The organism is Streptomyces sp. NRRL WC-3618 (assembly GCF_001280005.1).
GTDB lineage: Bacteria > Actinomycetota > Actinomycetes > Streptomycetales > Streptomycetaceae > Streptomyces.
Window position 1 is genome coordinate 104,680 of the sequence record NZ_LGDW01000348.1, and the last position, 21,336, is coordinate 126,015.

The 21,336-nt window shown below is 71.3% G+C and carries 21 protein-coding genes; 11 read left to right on the forward strand and 10 right to left on the reverse strand.

Annotation, left to right across the window (positions count from 1 at the left end; genetic code table 11):
- Complete coding sequence (gene bioD / locus ADL01_RS25815; RefSeq protein ID WP_053744405.1) at nt 1-723, forward strand: dethiobiotin synthase; 723 nt, start codon at nt 1-3, stop codon at nt 721-723.
- A gap of 46 nt (nt 724-769) precedes the next feature.
- Here bioD and ADL01_RS25820 read toward each other — a convergent pair whose 3' ends face one another.
- The gene (locus ADL01_RS25820; RefSeq protein ID WP_053744440.1) at nt 770-2,998 is read right to left on the reverse strand and encodes a helix-turn-helix transcriptional regulator; all 2,229 of its coding nucleotides are present in this window, start codon (nt 2,996-2,998) and stop codon (nt 770-772) included.
- Nucleotides 2,999-3,215: 217 nt separating this feature from the next.
- On the opposite strand from ADL01_RS25820, the gene ADL01_RS25825 reads away from it, so the two are divergent.
- Both ADL01_RS25825 and ADL01_RS25830 read left to right on the forward strand, forming a co-directional pair.
- On the forward strand, nt 3,216-3,902 hold the full coding sequence (locus ADL01_RS25825) for an esterase/lipase family protein (RefSeq protein WP_053744406.1): 687 nt from the start codon (nt 3,216-3,218) through the stop codon (nt 3,900-3,902).
- Between the two features lie 48 nt (nt 3,903-3,950).
- Nucleotides 3,951-4,646 carry a class I SAM-dependent methyltransferase gene (locus tag ADL01_RS25830; protein WP_053744407.1) on the forward strand — a complete coding sequence of 232 codons (696 nt, stop codon included), beginning with the start codon at nt 3,951-3,953 and terminating at the stop codon, nt 4,644-4,646.
- Here the strand turns inward: ADL01_RS25830 and ADL01_RS25835 are convergent.
- Entirely contained in the window at nt 4,641-4,979 is a 339-nt protein-coding gene (locus ADL01_RS25835) for a hypothetical protein (protein ID WP_053744441.1), read from the reverse strand. The genes ADL01_RS25830 and ADL01_RS25835 overlap by 6 nt on opposite strands.
- Before the next feature lie 37 nt (nt 4,980-5,016).
- Nucleotides 5,017-5,268 carry a hypothetical protein gene (locus ADL01_RS25840; RefSeq protein ID WP_053744408.1) on the reverse strand — a complete coding sequence of 84 codons (252 nt, stop codon included), beginning with the start codon at nt 5,266-5,268 and terminating at the stop codon, nt 5,017-5,019.
- A gap of 169 nt (nt 5,269-5,437) precedes the next feature.
- Between ADL01_RS25840 and ADL01_RS25845 the strand changes: the two genes are divergently transcribed.
- The 6 genes from ADL01_RS25845 to ADL01_RS25870 all read left to right on the forward strand — a co-directional run bounded on the left by ADL01_RS25845 (nt 5,438) and on the right by ADL01_RS25870 (nt 13,025).
- Nucleotides 5,438-6,286 (forward strand): ABC transporter ATP-binding protein, encoded by an 849-nt coding sequence (locus tag ADL01_RS25845; RefSeq protein WP_053744409.1) that lies wholly within the window; start codon nt 5,438-5,440, stop codon nt 6,284-6,286.
- Nucleotides 6,287-6,292: 6 nt separating this feature from the next.
- Entirely contained in the window at nt 6,293-8,860 is a 2,568-nt protein-coding gene (locus tag ADL01_RS25850; protein WP_053744410.1) for an ABC transporter permease, read from the forward strand.
- A 584-nt stretch (nt 8,861-9,444) separates the two neighbouring features.
- Nucleotides 9,445-9,945 carry a hypothetical protein gene (locus ADL01_RS25855; RefSeq protein WP_053744411.1) on the forward strand — a complete coding sequence of 167 codons (501 nt, stop codon included), beginning with the start codon at nt 9,445-9,447 and terminating at the stop codon, nt 9,943-9,945.
- 119 nt (nt 9,946-10,064) lie between these two features.
- Nucleotides 10,065-10,766, forward strand: a complete 702-nt coding sequence (locus tag ADL01_RS25860) for a class F sortase (RefSeq protein WP_053744412.1) — start codon at nt 10,065-10,067, stop codon at nt 10,764-10,766.
- 76 nt (nt 10,767-10,842) lie between these two features.
- The gene (locus ADL01_RS25865; protein ID WP_053744413.1) at nt 10,843-11,922 is read left to right on the forward strand and encodes a right-handed parallel beta-helix repeat-containing protein; all 1,080 of its coding nucleotides are present in this window, start codon (nt 10,843-10,845) and stop codon (nt 11,920-11,922) included.
- Nucleotides 11,923-11,978: 56 nt separating this feature from the next.
- Nucleotides 11,979-13,025, forward strand: coding sequence for a methyltransferase (locus tag ADL01_RS25870; protein WP_053744414.1), 1,047 nt, complete (start codon nt 11,979-11,981; stop codon nt 13,023-13,025).
- A gap of 80 nt (nt 13,026-13,105) precedes the next feature.
- Here the strand turns inward: ADL01_RS25870 and ADL01_RS25875 are convergent, their stop codons facing one another.
- The 7 genes from ADL01_RS25875 to ADL01_RS25905 all read right to left on the reverse strand — a co-directional run bounded on the left by ADL01_RS25875 (nt 13,106) and on the right by ADL01_RS25905 (nt 18,431).
- On the reverse strand, nt 13,106-13,438 hold the full coding sequence (locus ADL01_RS25875; protein ID WP_053744415.1) for a TcmI family type II polyketide cyclase: 333 nt from the start codon (nt 13,436-13,438) through the stop codon (nt 13,106-13,108).
- A gap of 25 nt (nt 13,439-13,463) precedes the next feature.
- On the reverse strand, nt 13,464-13,940 hold the full coding sequence (locus tag ADL01_RS25880) for an SRPBCC family protein (RefSeq protein ID WP_053744416.1): 477 nt from the start codon (nt 13,938-13,940) through the stop codon (nt 13,464-13,466).
- A 2-nt stretch (nt 13,941-13,942) separates the two neighbouring features.
- Nucleotides 13,943-14,203, reverse strand: coding sequence for a phosphopantetheine-binding protein (locus ADL01_RS25885; RefSeq protein WP_053744417.1), 261 nt, complete (start codon nt 14,201-14,203; stop codon nt 13,943-13,945).
- Between the two features lie 26 nt (nt 14,204-14,229).
- Nucleotides 14,230-15,486 carry a beta-ketoacyl synthase N-terminal-like domain-containing protein gene (locus ADL01_RS25890; RefSeq protein WP_053744418.1) on the reverse strand — a complete coding sequence of 419 codons (1,257 nt, stop codon included), beginning with the start codon at nt 15,484-15,486 and terminating at the stop codon, nt 14,230-14,232.
- Nucleotides 15,483-16,751 carry a beta-ketoacyl-[acyl-carrier-protein] synthase family protein gene (locus ADL01_RS25895; protein WP_053744419.1) on the reverse strand — a complete coding sequence of 423 codons (1,269 nt, stop codon included), beginning with the start codon at nt 16,749-16,751 and terminating at the stop codon, nt 15,483-15,485. Before ADL01_RS25895 ends, ADL01_RS25890 begins: the two co-directional genes overlap by 4 nt.
- A complete protein-coding gene (locus ADL01_RS25900; RefSeq protein ID WP_053744420.1) occupies nt 16,748-17,230 on the reverse strand; it encodes a cupin domain-containing protein in 483 nt (160 codons plus the stop codon). Before ADL01_RS25900 ends, ADL01_RS25895 begins: the two co-directional genes overlap by 4 nt.
- A gap of 76 nt (nt 17,231-17,306) precedes the next feature.
- Complete coding sequence (locus ADL01_RS25905) at nt 17,307-18,431, reverse strand: SchA/CurD-like domain-containing protein (RefSeq protein WP_053744421.1); 1,125 nt, start codon at nt 18,429-18,431, stop codon at nt 17,307-17,309.
- Between the two features lie 269 nt (nt 18,432-18,700).
- On the opposite strand from ADL01_RS25905, the gene ADL01_RS25910 reads away from it, so the two are divergent.
- Together ADL01_RS25910 and ADL01_RS25920 are read left to right on the forward strand one after the other, a co-directional pair.
- Nucleotides 18,701-20,362: an FAD-dependent oxidoreductase gene (locus tag ADL01_RS25910; RefSeq protein WP_053744422.1), complete on the forward strand. Its 1,662-nt coding sequence runs from the start codon at nt 18,701-18,703 to the stop codon at nt 20,360-20,362.
- Nucleotides 20,363-20,811: 449 nt separating this feature from the next.
- Entirely contained in the window at nt 20,812-21,243 is a 432-nt protein-coding gene (locus ADL01_RS25920) for a GNAT family N-acetyltransferase (protein ID WP_053744424.1), read from the forward strand.
- Nucleotides 21,244-21,336 lie beyond the last annotated feature (93 nt).

The following is a 21,336-nucleotide window of genomic DNA, read 5'->3' on the forward strand; positions in this document are numbered from 1 at the left end:
ATGCCGATCCTGATCATCACAGGGACGGGCACGGAGGTCGGCAAGACCATCGCCACGGCCGCCGTCGCCGCCACGGCCCTCGCTGCGGGCCGTACGGTCGCCGTGCTCAAACCCGCGCAGACGGGAGTACGTCCGGACGAGCGCGGTGACGCCGACGAGGTCGCGCGGCTCGCGGGTGACGTACGGACCCTCGAACTCGCCCGCTATCCCGACCCGTTGGCCCCGGCAACGGCCGCCCGCCGGGCCTCGCTGCCTCCGGTACGACCGGCCGAGGTGGCCGAGGCCGCCGCGAAACTGGCCGCCGAGTACGACCTGGTCCTGGTGGAGGGCGCCGGTGGCCTGCTCGTACGGTTCGACGACGAGGGCGGCACCCTGGCGGACGCGGCCGAACTGCTGGACGCACCGGTCCTGCTCGTCGCGTCGGCGGGCCTGGGCACCCTCAACACCACAGAACTGACGGCCCGTGAACTGTCCCGCAGGGACGTCCACTTGACGGGAATCGTCATCGGCAACTGGCCGGACTCACCGGACCTGGCGTCCCGTTGCAACCTGGCCGACCTACCAACGGTCGCCGGGGCACCCCTGTCCGGAGCGCTGCCTGCGGGGGTGGGGGTACTACCCCCGGTCAACTTCCGCATGGTGGCGGCAAGTTGGCTAGCGCCAAACCTGGGCGGAACATGGGACGCGTCAGAGTTCCGGACACGAGAAGCGCCCCGCTCTTAGGGGCGCGGGGAACTGCGCGACCAGCCCCCACCGGCCCGCAGAGACATCACAACCCCACCTCCCCCAACAACCGCACCAACTCAATCCGCGACCGAATCCCCAACCGCGAGAACACCCCCCGCAGATGGTGATCGATCGTCCGCGGACTCAACGCCAGCCGGACAGCGATCTCCCGATTCGTCGCCCCCTCCGCCGCCATCCGCGCCACCATCAACTGCTGCGCGGTGAGGCGACCAGTGAGATCCACCGTCCCCGAACGGACACTCACCGGCACCCCCAGCGCCCTGAGTTCCGCCCGAGCCTGCGTCGCACAGTGCGGCGCGCCGAACGTCTCGAACGCCTCCAGCGCGCTGTGCAGCCTGTCCCGCGCCTCGGTCCGAAGCCGCAGCCTGCGCAACGCGCTGCCGAACAACAGCTCCGTACGGGCGCGTTCGAAGTCACGGGTGCCCTGTGCGTGCAGGTCCAGGGCCGTGCGGTAGTGGTCGACCGCTTCGGCGCCGGGGGCGAGCAGGGCGCGGCAGCGGGCGCTGAGGGCCAGGTCGTCGGCGCTGCGGACGGCGGTGGCCCAACGGTCGTAGTCGGCGTGGGCGGCCCGTGCGACGCGGGTGTCGCCGGTGCGTACGGCGGCCTCGACGTAGTGCGGGGTGGCCAGGTGCCGGATGGCCCGGTGGCCGTGGCCGGGGCCGAACCCGGCGAGGGCCCGCAGCCGGGCTGCGGCGCTCTCGAAGCGGCCGGTGGACAGGTCGTGGAAGGCGAGCGCCCACAGGGCGAGGGCGGCGGGCAGGCCGAGACCATGGGCGCGGGCGTGGGTACGGGCGGCCCCTGCGCGTTCCCGGCAGACCTCGCCGTCGCCGGTCACCGCCGCGAACATGGCGAGGGCGGCCTGGAGATGACAGGCGCCGTTGTCCTGGCCGGTGGCGTACGCCTGCCAGAGGGCGTCGGCCGCGGCGGCCTCGGCGACGTGTGGGCGTCCGGTCCAGAAGTCGGCGTAGGCCCGGAACTCCATGGCCTGCGGCACGGTCACCGTCTCGCCACGGGCCCGGGCGGAGGCGGCGGCCCGTACGGTGGCGCGTTCGGCGCCGGAGTGGTCGCCGAGGAGCAGCGCGGCGATGCCGGAGTGGATGAGCAGGGTGGGGTCGCCACCGGGACCGCAGCGTCCGGCGGCGGCCTCGAGGAGGTGGCGGGCGTCCTCGTACCGGCCGTCGACCGCGGCGGCGAGTCCGGAGAGGGTGCCGGGCGGGATGATGCCGAGCCGTGCGGACACGGTGGCCGCCTCCCGGCAGCGGCGGAGGTCGCCGGTGTACATGGCGGCCTCGGTGGCACGTGCCAGCAGGTGCACGGCGACGTCCAGGGCGGGGTTGGGGACCTGGCGGGACGACTGTGAGTCCGGGTGCGGGTGCCGGGAGCCGTACGGGTACGGATACGGGCCCTCCAGCAGGCCGGATAACGGCCCGCTCTCCTCGACGGAACGATTCACCGCGCTCCCCTGCTCCAGCGCGGCCCGCGCATGCCGGACCGCGGCAGTCAGCAGCACGTCGAAGGCCTCGGTCGCGTTGCCCGACCGCAGGGCGAGCAGGCCGTCCAGCGCGCTCTCGTCCGAGGACGCCACCAGATGGCGGGCCCGGTCGCCGTCGCCGCGGTGCCAGGCGTCGGCGGCGGCCCGGGAGAGCAGCCGGGACCGTTCGCGCGGGTCGGGCGTGAGGGCGGCGGCGCGCTCGCCGAGGGCGCCGGCCAGGAGGTGGTCGCCGAGTTCACGCGCCTGGTGCGCGGCGGCGCCCAGTTCGGCGGCGAGCCGTGCGCTGGGCCCCAGTGCGCCGGCGCCCCGGTGCCAGGACCGCCGGGGCGCCTCACCGTCGCCGTGCAGGACACGGGCGAGCAGTCGGTGCGCCTCCCGCCGGTCCGCCGACGACCCGGACTCGTAGGCGGCGACGCGTGTCCAGGCGTCGCGGAAGACGACTCCGCTCGTTGCCGCGTGGGCGGTCCCGGCCGCCTCGGCGGCTTCGAGGGCCCGGGTGTCGAGGTGTGCGGCGGCGACCGCGCGCAGGAAGGCGTGGGTCTGCACCGGGTACTGGTCGGCGGCGGCCAGAAGGAGGAGCCGCCGGGTGTCCTCGGGCAGGGCGCGGATCTCCCGGCGGTGCGCCCGCAGCAGTTCGGGGGCGAGTTCGGCGGGCTGTGCCGGGAGCGGGTCGAGGCCGGCCGCCTGCCGTTCGGTGAGGCGCGGTACGAGTTCGGCGGCGGCGCGCGGATCGCCGTACGCGGCACGCAGGACGCGCACGCGGACGCCTTCGGGAAGCGGGGGGCCGAGCTGCTGCCACGCGTTCGTGAGCTGCGGTGACGAAAGGGGCGGCTGAGGCGGGGGATTCACCGAGGTGACCACACAACTCACGTTACTGGCGAGTTACAAGGTGCGTAAAGACCGGCGATCTCACCGATGCGGCGCGCGTAGACCCGGCCTGACACTCCAGCCAACCCCACCCACATCAGGAGGCACCATGCAGCGCCGTACGCGACGCATCACCGCAGCCGTCTCGGCCGTCGTGTCCTCGATGCTTCTGTCCCTCTCGCTCACCGCGACGCCCGCTCAGGCCGCGACCCACGATCCGGTCGTCTTCGTGCACGGCATCAACAGCTCGTCGAGCAGCTGGAACGACTGGGTCGCCGACTTCAGGGCCGACGGCTACTCGGCCTCCGAGCTGGACGCCTGGACGTACTCGTGGACCCAGTCGAACGTCACGACGGCCCAGCAACTGGCCACCGAGGTCAGACGGGTGCTGGCCACGACCGGCGCCTCCAAGGTGGACCTCGTCGTCCACTCGATGGGCGCGATGAGTGCTCGCTACTACCTCAAGAACCTCGGCGGGACCGCCTACGTCGACGACTTCGTCTCCACGGCCGGCGTCAACCACGGCACGTCGCTCGCCTCGTTGTGCGCGTGGCTGTACACCTCGTGCGCCGAGATGAACACGGGAAGTGCGTTCCTGACCTCGCTGAACTCGGGCGACGAGAGCCCGGGCAGCGTGTCGTACGCCAGTTTCTGGTCCAACTGCGACGAGGCGATCAACCCGGACAGTTCGGCGCTCCTCAGCGGCGCCACGAACGTCGAGGTCGGCTGCATCTCGCACGACGAGATGAACAACGACTTCGGCGTCTACCAGCAGGTGCGCGACTTCATCTCCTAGGGAGGACAATCGCGGTAAGGCCAGTCCTCCCCAGCCCAGGAGGTCCCCATGCCGCTACGGTCCGCCGCGGACTCCGGCAAGGTGCCGCGCGATCCCGTGCACCATCCGCTGTTCGCCCGTTCCTACGCCCGGCTCAGCGTGGCCGCCGAGACCAGAATGGGTCTGGGCGCCGTACGGGGGCGCCTGCTCGCCGGACTCTCCGGGCGGGTGATCGAGATCGGCGCCGGCAACGGACTGAACTTCGCGCACTACCCGGGCACCGTCTCGGAGGTCGTCGCGATCGAACCCGAGCGCCTGCTGCGGCAGTTGGCCGTGGAGGCGGCGACGCGTTGCGACGTACCCGTCGATGTGGTGCCGGGTGTGGCGGAGGCGCTGCCCGTGAAGGCGGAGGCCTTCGACGCGGTCGTGCTCTCGCTGGTGCTGTGCGGCGTCCGGGACGTCTCCCGGGCACTCGGTGAGGTACGGCGGGTGCTGCGGCCGGGTGGTGAGGTGCGGTTCTTCGAGCACGGCGTCGGCGGCGGGCCGGCGATGCGGTTCACGCAGCGCGCGCTCGACCGCACGGTGTGGCCCGCGCTCGCCGGCGGCTGCCATGTGTCCCGGGACCCGGTGGCCTCGCTGCGGGAGGCCGGGTTCGAACTCGGCCCGTATCGGCGGGTGTTGCTTTCCGAGAAGGGGCCGCGGCTGCCCATCTCGTACTGCGTGACGGGCAGCGCGTGGCGTCCGTCGGCGCCGGACGCCTCATAGGCTCCACTGGCGCAGCTCGTGCGCGATGTCGTACACCGTGGCGTTGCCCGTCTTCACCAGACGGGCCAGTTCACGCACCTGCTCGGGCGACGTCACGACCTTGACCCCGCTGGCGATGAGGTAGGCGTAGGCGACCGCGGAGGCGAACAACGCGTTGGAGCGTTCCAACGCCGGTACGTGCAGCAGGAGTTGGAGAAGGGCTGCGGCACGGGCGTGCGGGTTGTCGTAGACGGGGATGTCGAAGATCTCGGCCTCGTGGCGGGCGACGGCGGCGACCAGGGCGCCCCAGTCGGAGACCTGGGGGTCACCGGGCGTCTTCCGTTCGGCGATCATGAGGAGCCAGGCGAGGTCGATCCTGAGGTTGTCGAAGTTATCCAAGGGGTCGGTGACGACCTTCGCGCTTGCCTTCGCGGTCCGAGCCGAACTCTTCCGCGAAAACGGACTCGTACTGCTTCATGAAGTCGGCCGCCGCCTCCACGAAGGTGTGGCCCGCCTCGCCGGTGTCGTGTCTGACCAGCTCCTCGATGTAGCGGTTGACGCTCATCCCACGGGCGAGGGCCTTTTCGCGCGCCGCCTGGGCGGTGCCCTCATCCACCCGGACGTTCAGCTGAGTCTTGGGCATACCTCGAAGCTAGCGCATATGTGCTAGCACCGGCAAGAGGGCCACCCGGGGGTGAAAAGGGATACCGAGTGTGCGCCTCGTCACACTACGCTCGGCCGGGACAAGGATCGAGGGACGTCGGTACGACATCGGGCCGGCCACGACCAGCAAGCCACCGAAGGAGGCACCCTTGTCCACACCTGCTGCGGAGCACGCCCCGGGGCACACGGAGGCGGACGGAACCGCTGCCCGCGCCCGCGCGCTGACCAAGGCGTACGGGTCGGGCGAGACGACCGTGCTCGCCCTCGACTCGGTCGACGTGGACATCGCGCGCGGGAGCTTCACCGCGGTCATGGGGCCCTCCGGTTCGGGGAAGTCCACGTTGATGCACTGTCTGGCGGGGCTCGACACCGTGTCGGCGGGGCAGGTGTGGCTCGGCGACACGGAGATCACGGGGCTGAAGGACCGCGATCTGACCCGGCTGCGGCGGGACCGGATCGGGTTCATGTTCCAGTCGTTCAACCTGATCCCGACCCTGAACGCGGTCGAGAACATCACCCTGCCGATGGACATCGCGGGCCAGAAACCCGACCAGAAGTGGCTGGACCAGGTCATCGACACACTGGGGCTGCGGGACCGGCTCAAGCACCGGCCGACCCAACTGTCCGGCGGGCAGCAGCAACGCGTGGCCTGTGCCCGGGCGCTCGCCTCGCGCCCCGAGCTGATCTTCGCCGACGAGCCGACCGGCAACCTCGACTCGCGCGCCGGGCTGGAAGTCCTCTCGTTCCTGCGCCAGGCCGTCGACGACCTGGGCCAGACGGTCGTCATGGTGACCCATGACCCGGGCGCCGCCGCCCACTCCGACCTGGTGCTCTTCCTCGTCGACGGACGGATCGTGGACGAGATGGCACAGCCCACGGCGGAAGCGGTCCTGGAACGTATGCGCCTCTTCTCCGGCGGACAGACCCAGGCCCCCTCGCCCGGCGCGCCCGGCGGTCCCAACACTCCGTCCCTCACCAAGCCCACCGACGAGGACTGACGCCCCGTGTTGAAGGCAACGCTCAGGAGTTTCCTCGCCCACAAGGGCAGACTGCTGCTCTCCGCGCTGGCCGTCGTCCTGTCCGTGGCGTTCGTCGCGGGCAGCCTGATCTTCTCCGACACGGTCACCCGTACCTTCGACCGGCTCTTCGCCTCCACCTCCGCCGATGTCACGGTGAACCCCCACAAGGACTTCGACTCGTCGGTGCCGTCCGGCGCCGTCCTGACCCTGCCGGCCTCGCTGGGGCGGCGGGTCGCCGGGGTCGACGGCGTCAAGGATGCCCACGCCGACACGTCCGTCGAGAACCTCACCGTCGTCGACGACCGGAACAAGTCGGTCTCACCAACCTCCGGCGCCCCCACCATCGCCACCGACTGGTACCTCACCGACCGCAGCCCCGTGCAGCTCACCTCCGGCCACGCCCCCCGGGGCGACGGCGAGGCGCTGCTGGACGCGGACACCGCCGACAGCAAGCACGTCGGCATCGGGGACACGCTCACCGTCCACGCGCAGCCGGGGACGTTCAAGGTCAGGATCGTCGGGATCGCGACCTTCACCACCACCAACCCGGGCGCGGCGCTGCTCTTCCTGGACACGAAGACCGCGCAGACCCGGCTGCTGGGGGCGCCGGACCGGGCCACGAGCATCTCGGTGACCGCCGCGAGCGGGGTGAGCGACGCCGAACTGAAGAGCCGTATCGCACGACAGATCGGCACCAGGGACTACGAGTTGAAGACGGCCGCCGAGCAGGCCGAGTCCGCCGCGAAACAACTCGGCGGATTCCTCGACGTGATCAAGTACGTGATGCTGGGCTTCGCCGGGATCGCGGTGCTCGTCGGGGTCTTCCTGATCGTCAACACCTTCTCCATGCTGATCGCCCAACGCACCCGCGAACTGGGCCTGTTGCGGGCGCTCGGCGCCGACCGACGGCAGGTGCGCCGGTCCGTGCTGACGGAGGCGGTGCTGCTCGGCCTGGTCGGCTCGACGCTCGGCCTCGCCGCCGGGATCGGTCTCGCGACCGGGCTGATCCAGCTGATGAGCGCGTTCGGCATGAACCTCACGTCGGCCGACATGGTGGTGGGCTGGGTGACTCCCGTGTCGTCGTACGCCGTCGGACTCGGGGTCACCTTCGTGGCCGCCTATCTGCCGGCCCGGCGGGCCGCGGTGGTCTCCCCCATGGCCGCGCTCTCGGACGCCGAGATCGCCGGTGTGGGAAGGCCGTTGCGGGTACGGGCGGTGGTCGGCGCGATCGTCGGGGCGCTCGGCGGCGCCGCACTCCTGGGCTGCGCCACGGCGGACAAGACGTCGACCTCCGCTTCCCTGCTGGGACTCGGTGTCGTCCTCACCCTCGTCGCCACGGTCATCGCGGGCCCGCTGCTGGTCCGGCCGGTCATCCGCGTGCTGGGCGGCGCGTTCCCTGCGGTCTTCGGCCCGGTCGGTCTGCTGAGCCAGCGCAACGCCCTGCGCAACCCCCGCCGTACGGGGGCCACGGCCGCCGCGCTGATGGTGGGCCTCGCCCTGGTCGGCGGGATGTCCGTGGCCAGCGCCTCGATGACCAAGTCCTTCGACCAGCAGATCGACAGGACGCTCGGTGCCGACTTCGTCGTGCAGAACGACAACTTCGTGCCGTTCCCGAAGGAGGTCACCGACAAGGTGCGGGCCACGGACGGGGTCGGTCTCGTCGTACGGCAGCGGTTCGTGCCGGTCGCGGTGCGCTTCCCCGACGGCAAGCGTCTCGAGACGACGGCCGCCGGATACGACGCGCGGCTCGACGACGTCGCCCATGTCACCTACGCGCAGGGCGACACCGCCGCCGCGCTCGCGGACGGCCACGTGGCGATGGACGCCGACTACGCCAAGGACCACGGCGCACGCGTCGGCACCGTGCTGCCGGTTCAGTTCGCGGACGGCGGACGGACCGAGCTGACGGTCGCCGCCCTCACCGACCAGGACAGCGCCCAGGGGTTCCGGATGCAGGGCGGGATCTACTTCGGGATCGCCGTCGCCGAGCGGTATGTGCCCGGCGGACAGGAGTCCGCGCTGTACGTCAACGCCTCGGACGGCACGAGCGTGGACCGACTGCGTCCCGCGCTGGAACGGACCCTCGACCCGTATCCGCAGCTCAAGGTGCGCGACCAGGCCGACTACAAGGAACTGATCCGCAACCAGATCGCCGTGCTCCTCTACCTCGTGTACGCGCTGCTGGGCCTCGCGATCGTCATCGCGGTGCTCGGCGTGGTCAACACCCTCGCCCTGTCGGTCGTGGAGCGCACCCGCGAGATCGGGCTGCTGCGGGCCATCGGTCTGTCCCGGCGTCAGCTGCGCCGGATGATCCGGCTGGAGTCCGTGGTGATCGCCGTGTTCGGGGCGGTGCTCGGGCTCGGGCTCGGGCTGGTGTGGGGCGTGTGCATCCAGCGCGTGCTGGCACTACAGGGCATGAAGGCACTGGAGATTCCCTGGGGCACGATCGTCCTGGTGGTGGTCGCCTCGGCGATCGTCGGCATCGTCGCGGCGCTGCTGCCCGCGTTGCGCGCGTCCCGGATGAACGTCCTGGCGGCGATCGCGCACGAGTGAGTCGGAGGCGGCGGCCGACCACCCTGTTCCGGGTGCCGTGCTCGGCGTGTCGCGCGCTGCGCGCCGGGCCGTCGAGTCGACCCCGGCCCTCGGCTCCCGCGCACCCGCCGGACCGCCCGCAGCGCGTCCCGCATCAGCGGGATCAGCGCCGGCCACACCAGCGCGAACCCCGCCCGGCGCTCCGAGGGCGGGGTCTTTGAACCGGACCAGGGGGAGCGCGCTCACGATGCCGGTCGCCGCGCCGAGCCCACGTGCCCGGCGCCCTCCGCGCCGAAGTCGGCCGTCGGTCGGGCACGTCCCCTGGCGGTGCGTGCAGTCGTGGCGCCGCCGATCGGGTTGTACGTACGGCGGCGCACGGGACGGGAAGTGACTGCCGGTCAGCCGATCAAATGCCTGGTCAGGGCTCTGCGGCTAGCTTCGGAGAAAGGGCGGCCGCCAGGTCGGGTGCCCCCCGTACGGGTCAGCCGGGCGGGCGGCTCGAGTGGTGGGCCCCGCCGGTCTGACTGACGGTTAATCACGTCGAGGCCGGGACTCGTCAGCTGACATCACGTCAGCGCCCCGGCCACGGCGGAAGGACATCGACCATGCGCTCTGCCCGCCTGCTCCTCGCCACCGCGACGGCCACGGCCGCTCTCGCGATCGCCGCACCCGGCGCCCTCGCTGCCGACGGCGGTGACTGGGACAAGGGTGACTCTTCCTACAGTAAGGAGCACGACAAGGACAGCAAGCACGACAAGCCGAACGGTGGAATGCACACGGGTGGCGGTGCGCTCACCGCGGTGAACGACGGCGACTGGAGCAAGGACGACAACGCGGAGGAGAGCACGGACGAGGGCAAGAAGGGCGACTGGGACGCCGGCAAGGAGGAAAGCGGCAAGGGCTCCTGGAACTCCTCCGACAAGGAGGAGAGCGGCAGCAAGGGTGACTGGGGCTCCAAGCACGAGAAGCCCAGCGGCGGCATGCACACCGGTGGCGGCGCGCTCGCGAACCCGGGTGTCACGGCCGGCGGCATGGCGGCCCTGGCCGTCGTCGGCGCGGGCGCGTTCGCGATGCGTCGCAGGAACGCGGCCGACGGGGTCTCCTGACCGATGCCTGACATAGAAGCCGGGGCCGTCGCGTGCGCACATCCGCCTGTGCGCACTGCGGCGGCCCGGCCCGTTTTCCCCGTACGTACTGTGCCCGTGTTCCAGTGAGGTGGTTCCCGATGGCAACCCGGTTGCCCTCCCCTGCCCAGTCCACACCGGTGCCGCCCAGGCGGCGCTTTTTCGTACGTCTGATCGCGTGGGCCGTCGTTCTCCTGATCCCGGCGGTCATCCTCTACTCCGGGAACGACAAGCCGTCCGACGACGCCCGCGCCCCCCGGGCCGCCGTCGCGCACGCGCCGTCCGCGCCGGCCTCGCCGGACGCCGGGTCCGCGCCCAGTGCCCCGGCCGAGGCGAAGGCCGGAAAGCAGTTGCCGCGGGCACGGCCGACGCGGCTGCGCATCCCGGCCATCGGCGTGGACGCCCCCTTCGTCCCCCTCGCCATCGGTACGTCGGGCCGCCTCGATCCCCCGCCCGCCGACGACGTGAACCTGGTCGGCTGGCAGGCGAGCGGCGTGTCGCCGGGAGAGGCGGGGACCGCGATCATCGCCGGGCACGTCGACACGGCGACCGCCCCCGCGGTCTTCGCGGGGCTCAGCCAACTGGCCAAGGGCACCCGCTTCTCCGTCAACCGGTCCGACGGGCGTACGGCCGTGTTCGTGGTCGACAGTGTCGAGACGTTCGCGAAGGACGACTTCCCCGACCAGCGCGTGTACGCCGACACCCCGCAGGCGCAGGTCCGGCTGATCACCTGCGCCGGTGTCTACGACCACACGGTGAAGGACTACAAGGACAACCTGGTCGTCTTCGCCCACCTCGTCTGACCCGTCGGCGTCCACCGGGAGCCCACCTGGGTGATCAGCGGTGGCGAGCCGGAACCCCCGCTCCTAGCTTCGGCATATGACCAGACGACAGATCACCCATCTCGTATGCGCCGCCGCCGTCGTTGCCTCCGGGCTCGGCGCCGCCGCGCCGACCGACCACCGCACGGCGCATCGGCTGCTCAAGGTCCACCGCGTGCAGCCCGGCGAATCGATCCAGCAGGCGGTGGACGCCGCACGGCCGGGGGACACCGTTGTCCTCTCCCCCGGCACCTACCGCGAGAGCGTCACCATCACCGTGTCCGACCTGACCCTGCGGAGCTCGATCGCCGGGCGCGCCGTCATCGTCCCCGGCCCGGCCTCCGCCGACAGCGCCTGCGCCAAAGCGGGCAACGGCATCTGTGTGACCGGCACCAAGAGCAGTCCCGTCAAGGGCGTCACCCTGCGCTCGCTGACGATCCGGGACTTCACCAAGAACGGTCTGTGGGCGGCGTGGACCGACCAGCTGAAGGTCCAGTCCGTCACCGCCGAGAAGAACGGACAGTGGGGCATCGCCGAGGAGAGGTCCGTGCGCTCCGAGTTCAGCCGCAACATCGCCGAGAGCAACGGTGACGCCGGGCTCTTCGTCGCCAACACCGTCGACCGCGAGGACGGCGCCCAGGACTCCCAGGGCACCGTCATCAGTCACAACCGGCTGTCCGGCAACCGCATCGGCCTCACCGTGCGGCGGCTGCGGAACATGACCGTCGAACACAACGAGGCCACCGGGAACTGCACCGGGATGTTCGTCGTCGGCGACGAGGGCACACCGCGCGCCGGGGCGATGACCGTGCGCCGCAACTTCGTCCACACCAACAACAAGACGTGTCCGAAGACCGCCCGGCTGCCCTTCCTGCAGGGCTCGGGCATCGTTCTCACCGGCACCGAGAAGACGCTGGTGACGAAGAACCGGGTCGTGGACAACGTGGGCACCTCCCCGCTGTCGGGCGGCATCGTGCTGTTCAAGAGCTTCGTGGGCGCCACCAGCGAGAGCAACGAGATCCGCGACAACGTGGTGCTGCGCAACAGCACGGCGGATCTCGCCGACCGGGACACCGGCAAGAACAACACCTTCCGCGGCAACACCTGCACAGTCTCCGAACCCGCCGGAATGTGCTGACCGAACAGCCCCCTCACACACGCACACACGGCACGACGACAGAGGCGAGGAAACACATGACGACCGTTGATCCCGCTCCGCCGGCCTCCCCCGCGCCACCGGCGCCCATGCGGTTGCGGGAACTCGTGTTCGGGGCGGCCTGCGCCGCCGCCGTACGCGCCGCCGCCCGCCTGGGCGTCGCGGACGCTCTCGACGACACGCCCACGACCGTCGAGGACCTGGCGGCGGCGGTGAAGACCCAGCCCCACACCCTCCGGCGGCTGCTGCGCGCCCTGACCTGCCAGGGCGTCTTCGCGGAGCGCCCCGACGGCACCTTCGTCCACACCGAGATGTCCCGGCTGCTGCGCGAGGACGATCCGCACAGCCTGCGGTACATCGCGCTGTGGTGCACCGAGCCGTGGACGTGGAACGTCTGGCCGCAGCTGGACGAGGCGGTGCGCACCGGCCGCAACGTCTTCGAGGACATGTACGACCGGGAGTTCTTCTCCTACCTCAACGAAGAGGCCCCCGAGTCGGCGTACGTGTTCAACCGGGCCATGACGACGTCCAGCGAGCAGTCCGCGCGGGACGTCGCGAACCTGCTGGAGCTGAGCGGGGTGTCCTCCGTCGCGGACATCGGCGGCGGCCAGGGCCGGGTCGTGGCGAGCCTGCTGGAGAAGCACCCTCAGATGCACGGCACGCTGCTCGACCTGCCCGGAGTGGTGGAGAACGCCGATCCCCGGCTGCGCGACGGCGGTTCGCTGGCGGCGCGCGTGAGCATCGTGGCCGGGGACTGCCGGGAGGACATCCCCGTACAGGCGGATGTGTACATCATCAAGAACATCCTGGAGTGGGACGACGACAGCACCCGCCGGGCGCTGGCGAACGTCCGCAAGGCGGCGCGGCCCGGTGCCCGGGTCGTCGTGATCGAGAACCTCGTGGACGACACGCCGTCGATGAAGTTCACGACCGCCATGGACCTGCTGCTGCTCCTCAATGTCGGCGGTGCGAAGCACACCCGGCAGAGCATGGTCGACCGGCTCACGGACGCGGGCCTGGTCATCGGTGAGATCCGTCCCGTCAACCCGTATCTGCACGCCTTCGAGTGCACCGTCCCCGACTGATCCCCCGTCACACACAAACCCCGAGGCCGGTACCGCGACATTCGCGGTACCGGCCTCGGGGTTTGGTGCTCAGGAACTGCTCAGGAGCCGGCGCCCCGCTCCCACTGGTAGAAGCAGTGGGCCATGGCGTCCTTGGGGCTGCGCCAGGTCTGCGGGTCGTACGCGGAGACGTACGCCGACAGCTTGTCGCTGATGCCCCGGAACTCCGGGTGCCCGGCCACCTTCGCGATGGCGGGCGCCGGGTCCTGGTCGGCCTCGATGAAGTGCAGGTACACGTCGCCGTACTGGAAGAGGCTGCGGCGCTTGACACCGACGAGGTGCGGGAGTTCACCGCTGTCGGAGGCGGCGAACAGGTCGGCGATCGCCGGCGCCGAGTCGGGCGCCATCCGGGCGACGATCAGGGCGTGATGCATCGGGGGTCCTTCCTGGGCGGGTGGATCAGCGAGGCAGGGGCGCGTTCTGGCGGTCGCGGGCGACCTGCTCGATGCGGTCCCGGATGAGCGCCATCTGCGTACGGGAGTTGCGGTTGATGTTGTCCGTCATCCACTCGTCGTCGACGGGGGCGTCGGGCTTCATCGCGAAGTCCTGCGTCCAGCGCATCTGGGTGCCGCCGGGCAGCTCCGTGTACTCCCACAGGATGTTCATGTGGGCGAAGGGACCCGTCTCCACCCGGCGGGCCCGGACGGTCCGGTTGGCGCGGTCCACGGTGCGTTCCGAGACCCAGCTCCAGACCTTGCCGTTGTCGTCCGGGTACATGGTGAGGCGGAAGGCCGTCGTGTCGCCGTCACGGGAGAGCACTTCGAGGGACGAGTACTCGGTGAAGAGCCGGGGCCAGTTCTCGATGTCGTTGGTGATGTCCCAGACGAGGTCGAACGGGGCGTCGATGGTGATGGTGTTCTCGGTGTGTCCTGACACGTTCAGGCTCCAGCCTTGAGGGTGGTGTTGACGAGGTCGAGGAACTCCTGGGGCGTCCTGCAGCGCTCGGAGTCGGGGGGCAGCGAACGGCCGTACTGGTTCTCCAGTTCACCGACGATGCCCAGCAGGCCGAGCGAGTCGAGGCCGAGGATCCCGAAGGGGGTGTCCGAGGCCCGCTCCAGCTCCCGGGGGTCGACGGTGACTCCGGCGCCCCTCTTCATGAGGGCGGCCAGTTCGTCGTAGGTCAGTTGGGTGGTGAGCATGCGGGTGTTCTCCTTCCCGCCCGGTGTCACCGGGCGCGGTCGTCTCCGCGGCGCACGACCAGCGCCGCGTTGGAACCCATCAGTCCCCGGCTGAGCACCAGGGCCGTGCGCGGCTCGGCGGGGCGAGCGCTGGACATCACCAGGTCGAGGTCGTGGCAGATGTCGAACACGTTGGGGGTGGGGGGGATCAGGCGGTGCTCCATGGCGAGCACCGCGGCCGCGATGTCCAGCACGGGCGCCCCGCAGTAGGCGCGCCCGATGCCGGTCTTGGGCGCCGTGACGGGGACCTTGGAGCCGTACTCCCCGAGCGCGTCGGTGATGGCCAGCGCTTCCGCGCGGTCCGCCTCCGGCACGCCCAGGGCGTCCGCGAACACGACGTCGATCTCCTCGGGGGCGCATCCGGCCTCGTTGAGCGCGCCCCTGATCGCGTGGGCGAGCCCCTCCCGGGACCGCTCCCAGCGGGAGGCGCCGGTGAAGGTCGCGCCGTGGCCGGCGACGGTGGCCCGGACGGGCGCCCCCCGCTCCCGGGCACGGTTCTCGTCCTCGACGACGAGCATGGCGCCACCCTCCGCCGGTACGAAACCGCAGGCGCCCGCCGTGAAGGGGCGGTAGGCGCGGGCCGGGTCCTCGACGGTGCTGAGTTCGGCGTAACCGAGCTGGCAGACCATCGAGTACGGGGCCAGGGGTGCCTCCGCGCCGCCGACGACGACCGCGCCGGTGCCGCGCCGCACGGCCCGTGCGGCGTGGGCGACGGCGTCCAGACCGCCGGCCTCGTCGCTGGCGACCACTCCGCACGGGCCCTTGAAGCCGCCGCGGATGGAGATCTGGCCGGTGCTGGCGGCGTAGAACCAGGCGATGGACTGGTACGGGCCCACGTACCGCGATCCCTGGCCCCACAGCTTCTGGAGCTCGCGCTGCCCGAATTCGCCGCCGCCGGACCCGGCAGCGGTGACCACACCGATGTCGTAGGGCTCCGCGGGCTCGCCCCGGGCGATTCCGGCGTCGTCGAGGGCGAGCGCGGCGGCGGCCATGGCGAAGTGGCTGAACCGGTCGGTCTGGACGAGGAAACGCTCCTCGATGAGGCCGCCGGCGTCGAAGCCCCGGACCTCACCCGCGACGCGGAGCGGCAGATGCCCGCACCCCTCACGGGTGATCCCGTCCAGGACGACGAGTCCTTCGCCGACGGCCTTCCAGTAGGAGTCGGCCCGCAGGCCGTTGGGCGCGATCACACCGATCCCGGTGATGGCCGCGCGCGGGGCGCGCCGAGTGTGCTGTGTTTTCATCGAGTCCTCCCGCCCGCCCCGGTCAGCAGTACGGCCGACTGGAAGCCGCCGAATCCACTGCCGACGGAGAGCACGTTCCTGAGCTTTCGCTGACGCGCGGTGCGCGGCACGTAGTCCAGGTCGCACTCGGGGTCGGGTGTCTCGTAGTTCGCCGTCGGGGGCACCACCTGGTGCTTCAGCGCCAGGACACACGCGACGACCTCGATCGCGCCGATCGCGCCGAGTGAGTGGCCCACCATGGATTTGATGGAGCTCATGGGTGTGTCGTAGGCGTGGGCGCCCAGGGACCGCTTCACGGCGGCCGTCTCGTGCCGGTCGTTCTGTTTGGTGCCCGAGCCGTGCGCGTTGACGTAGTCGATCAGCGTGGGGTCGAGGCGGGCCTGGTCGAGCGTGGCGTCGATCGCCCGGGCCATCTCCAGTCCCTCGCTGGTCAGACCGGTCATGTGGTAGGCGTTGCCGAATGTGGCGTAGCCGCCGATCTCGCAGTACACGTGCGCGCCACGGGCCCGGGCGTGCTCGTACTCCTCGAGGACGAGCACCGCCGCGCCCTCGCCCATGACGAAGCCGTTGCGGCGGGCGTCGAAGGGCCGGGAGGCGTGTTCGGGGTCGTCGTTGTTGTCCGACGTCGCCTTGATGGCGTCGAAGCACGCCATGGTGATCGGTGATATCGGCGAGTCCGCCGCGCCGGCGATGCAGATGTCGGCGCGGCCCTCCTCGATGGTGTGGAAGGCGTAGCCGACCGCGTCGATCCCGGAGGTGCAGCCGGTGGAGACCGTCTGCACCGGGCCCTGGGCACCGAACCGCTCGGCGACGACCGAGGCGAGGGTGCTCGGCGAGAACGCCCGGTGCAGCTGCGGTTCGGCGGCGCGGTGGTCCACGTCCCACCGCTGTCCGCCCTCGCTGACCCTGACGTAGTCGTGTTCCAGACGGGTGGTGCCGCCGACGGCGCTGCCCAGGGAGACCGCGACGCGCCAGGGGTCCTGGCTGCCCGCGTCGAGTCCCGAGTCGCCGACGGCTTCGGCGGCGGCGACCAGGGCGAACTGGATGTAGCGGTCGGCGTGCTGGCTCACGTCCGGGTCCAGGCCGTGCGCGAACGGGTCGAAGTCGCATTCGGCGGCGATGCGCGAGCGCAGTCCCGCCGGATCGAACAGCGTGATACCCCGGGTCGCGGTGCGGCCGCCGGCCAGGAGGTCCCAGAACGCCGTGGCGCCGGTGCCGCCGGGAGCGACCACACCGATACCGGTGACAGCCACCCGCCGGGTCACCGTATGGCCTCGCTTCGCTCGGACGGCTGTCCGTGGTCCGGAGCGAGCCGGTCCGGCCCGCCGACGGCGAACTCCGTGCCGGGTACGGCGGTTTCGGTGACCTCCGTGTCGACGTGACCGAGGCTGGGACGGGGGGCGAGCGGGCCCAGGTGGAAGACCATGCGGGCTTCCACGTCACCGACGTTGCGGAAGCGGTGACGTACGTCGATGGGGATCAGGAGGCCCTGGTCGGGCCTGAGGGCGTGGGTCTCGCCGTCCAGGTCGACTTCGAGGGCGCCTGCGACGACGTACACGAACTCCTCGGAGTACGGGTGGTAGTGCTCGCCGATGCGCTCGCCGGGCTGGACGATCGCCAGGCCCATGAAGCCGCTGGTGGAGCCCACCGTGGCGGGCGTGAGCATCGCCCGCAGGTCGCCGCCGCGTCTGCGGTTGGGTTCTGTCTCGCTCAGGTCCACGATGCATGGGTGCTGCTTGTTCATGGTTGACACCTCCGGGGGTGGCAGGGACGTCGTCCGGGCCGGGTGTGGACGGCGCGGAGCGCGCCGCGGTGGTCCGTCAGGAACGCGCCGAGCTGCGGTCGGTGACGGGCATCATGTCGGCGTGCGACAGGAGGCGGTTGAGGTTGCGCCCCGTCTCGAGGGAGCCCTCGACACCGATCGCGGCACCGTCGAGGAGACGCTCCAACTCCGCTGCCTTCCCCGGCCCCTTGAGGCCGAGGGAGGACATGGGGTCGGCGTCGAGCTCGCTGGTGAGGTCGACGAGGCGGACAACGATGTCATCGCGCTGGAAGACGGTGCTTCCGTACACCGGGCTCGTCGGGTCGTCGGCCGCGTCCTCGTCCTGGTGGGCGAGCAGCCGGGCCAGTTCCATCCCGCGGCCTTCCTTGGCCGGGTAGTACAGCGCGTGCCGGCGCAGTCCGGCGGGCGCCTTCCCGCCGGCGACCACGTGGTGGACGGCCGGGAGCGCGGCCCGGGTGAAGAAGACGCGCGCCGAGTCGGGGTCGCTGAGGTCCCGGTCCTGTTCGAGGTACGGGTTGATGGCCTCCTCGACCGCCCGCACCTCGGGCTGGCGGGCGACGTGGCGGAGCGCCGCGAGGAGGTCGCCCTCGACCTCCACGGCCCGTACGACCCGGTTGCCGTGCATGAAGAGGGAGGTGCGGCGCAGCCGGGTGGTGTCGTCGACCTGCGCCTCCGGCGAGGTGTAGCCGGCCAGAAGCTCGGCGACCTTCGACTCCGAGCCCGGCTTGACGGTGAACGTGAGGGCGTGGCGTGCGACGCCGTCGCCCACGCGGGCCGCCACCTGCATGCCCTCCTTCGGCGACTTCGGGGTGAGCGGCGCGTTGGGGGTCATCTCCCGCAGGATGCTGTAGCGCATCGACCGGGTGTCCCGGACGCAGCTGTGCATCGGCCGTACGGTCTCGACGTGCTCCTCGCTGTTCACCCAGGCGAGGAAGGGCGGGGCACTCTCCCACTCGCTGGTGATGAGCCACTGCGAGGGGTTCTCGATCGACTGGCAGAGCTGGTCACTGAGGTGGCCGGGGACCGACGCGACCTGGTTGCGCATGAGTTCGTACGCGTCAAGGAACTGCTGCTGGGCTCCTTCGTACAGGTCGAGCAGCAGGATCACCCGCAGCCTGGAGCCGTCGAACACCGACTGCGATATGCGTCCCGAGATGGTCATCCGGCGCACCTCTCCTCTTCGTCGTGTAAGGCCTTCGTCGTGGAAGGCGGGCAGCGACCGTCGTGGCCGAAGCCGGGCCGCCATGAGCCGATAGTTGACGCGAGTCGCCCGGTCCGCGACTCCCACGGGGTCGGGCGGGTGAACCGTGCGCCATCCGGGTGCCCCCGGCGGGCGGAACGGCCCCCGGAGATGCACTGTGCAGGGGCGACCCATCGCTGACCCGCGTCCCGGCAGAGACCGCGGAGACCGGCAGACACTGGAGGCATTCAATGAACCGCGCGGAAGAGGCCGACGGCACTGGCGGCCACCACACACCCGTCCTGATCGTCGGCGGCTCCCTGGTGGGCCTGTCCACCTCCCTGTTCCTCGGCCGCCTGGGCGTGCCGCACACGCTCGTGGAGCGCCACTCGGGCACCTCGGTCCATCCACGGGGGCGCGGGAACAACGTGCGCACCATGGAGTTGTTCCGGGTGGCCGGGGTGGAGCGGCGCATCGAGGAGGCGGCGTCGGTCCTGGCGGACAACCACGGCATCCTGCAGACGCCGAGCCTGGTGGGCGACGTGGGCGAGTGGCTGTTCAAGGAGATCGACCCGGGCGGCGGACTCGCCCGCTTCAGCCCCAGCGGCTGGTGCCTGTGCAGCCAGAACGACCTGGAACCGGTGCTGCTGGAGAGCGCGCGGGCGCAGGGCGGCGATCTGCGGTTCTCGACCGAGCTGATGTCGTTCGAGCAGGACTCCGAGGGGGTGACCGCGAGGGTCAAGAGCCGGGAGACCGGCGAGCACACCACCATCCGGGCGGACTATCTCGTCGCGGCGGACGGTCCGCGCAGCCCCATCCGGGAGCAGTTGGGTATCGGGCAGAGCGGCCCGGGCGACCTGTTCCACAACGTGAGCATCACCTTCACCTCGCGCGGCCTCGCGGATGTGGTCGGCGACCGGCGTTTCATCGTCTGCTACCTGACCAGCCCGGACGCCGACGGCGCTCTGCTGCCGGTCGACAACCGGGAGCGCTGGGTGTTCCACGCGCCCTGGCACCCCGAACACGGCGAGACGCTGGAGGAGTTCACCGACGAGCGGTGCCGGGACCACATCCGGCGGGCGGTCGGCGTACCGGACCTGGACGTGGAGATCACCGGCCGGGCCCCCTGGCACGCGGCCGAGCGGGTCGCCGAACGGTACGCGGACCGCAGGGTGTTCCTCGCCGGCGACTCCGCCCACGAGATGTCCCCCACCGGGGCCTTCGGCTCCAACACCGGTATCCAGGACGCCCACAACCTCGCCTGGAAGCTGGCCGCCGTGCTGGGCGGCTGGGCGGGTCCCGGTCTGCTGGCGTCGTACGACCTGGAGCGCCGGCCCGTCGCGGAGGCGACGAGCGCCCGTGCCTCCTCGCGGTCGGTGGAGCACAGCCACCCCGGGTACACGCCCACTCCCGGAGCCGGCGGCCCCGGCGGCCGCAAGGGCGGCATCCTCAACGTGGCCCTCGGCTACCGCTATCCGCGGGGCGCGGTCCTGGGCGCGGACACGGCGGTGCCGGTCGTGCCCGAGGGCGTGCGGCTGACGGGCGAGCCCGGGAGCCGTGCTCCGCACCTGTGGCTGAACCGCGCCGGCACCCGGATCTCCACGCTCGACCTGTACGAGGGCTCACTGGTGCTCCTCAGCTCGGCGGGCGCCTCCTGCGGCTGGCACGACGCGGCGGCAGAGGTCGCGCGGCAGCTGGCGGTGCCGCTCGACTCGTACCGGATCGGCAGCGGTCCGGACGCGGAGTTGTCCTGCGCGAGCGACCAGGAGTGGGCGGACGTCCACGGCGTCACGGTGGACGGAGCGGTACTGGTCCGCCCCGACGGCTTCGTGGCGTGGCGCTCCGAAGGGCCGGCGGATGACGCCGGTGCGGCGCTGCGGGAGGCGCTTGCGGTGGTGCTGGACCGGGGGTGACGGGTCGGGTTCAGTACGGCTTGTGATCGCCCCGCCCTTTTGGGCCTCGGCGCGGGAGGCTGCCGTCGGGTTGCCGACACCGTCTCGTGGCGGTGTCGGCATCGGCATCGGCGCGGGGCTCGGCCCCTTCGGGGGCTTCCGGGCCCGGACAGATCACACCGCCGGGCAGGCGGCGATGCACGACTCGCGGTCGAGGAAGCGGTCGGAGGCAGTGACCGGCCTGTTGACGGCGGTGGCATGATCGCGCGGCTCTGAGCGGTCGCGCGGGACGGGGGCCACTGGCCCCCGGGGTCATCGGCCCCTAGCCGGGCGGCGCCTTCGGGCGGGGACCAGCGGGCTCTCAGTCTGCGGAGCCCCTGCCCAAACCGCCCCTCCCCCTCTCCCCCCGATTCTCCCCGTCAGGGCAAACCCGTTCGCCGGACAGGCGCGCGCTCTGCTTGGCTCACCCCATGAGCGATCTCGATCTCCGTATCCGCCACGCCACCCTCTCGGACATCGACACCGTGCTGCGGTTCTGGCGCGACGCCGCAGAGGGAACGAGCATCAGCGACGACCACGACGGCGTCACCCGCCTCATCACACGCGACCCCGAGGCCCTGCTCCTCGCGGAGCGCGACGGCGTCCTCGCCGGCACCGTCATAGCCGGCTTCGACGGCTGGCGGTGCTGCGCGTACCGACTGGCCGTACACCCCGGCCACCGTCGGCAAGGCATCGCCACCGCCCTGCTCGAAGCCGCGGAACAGCGCTTCGCCGCGCTGGGCGGCCGACGCGTCGACGCGATGGTCCTGGAGGCCAACGAACAGGCCCACCACACCTGGGCCGCGCGCGCCTACCATCGTGAGGACCACTGGCGACGCTGGGTGAAACCTCTCACCGACTGAGCTATTTTGCGCATCCTTTACTATTGGTGGACCAGTTACTTCTCCGGGGAAAGGTGTGAGCGTCCGCCCATGGGCGAGCCTCCCAGTAGCAAC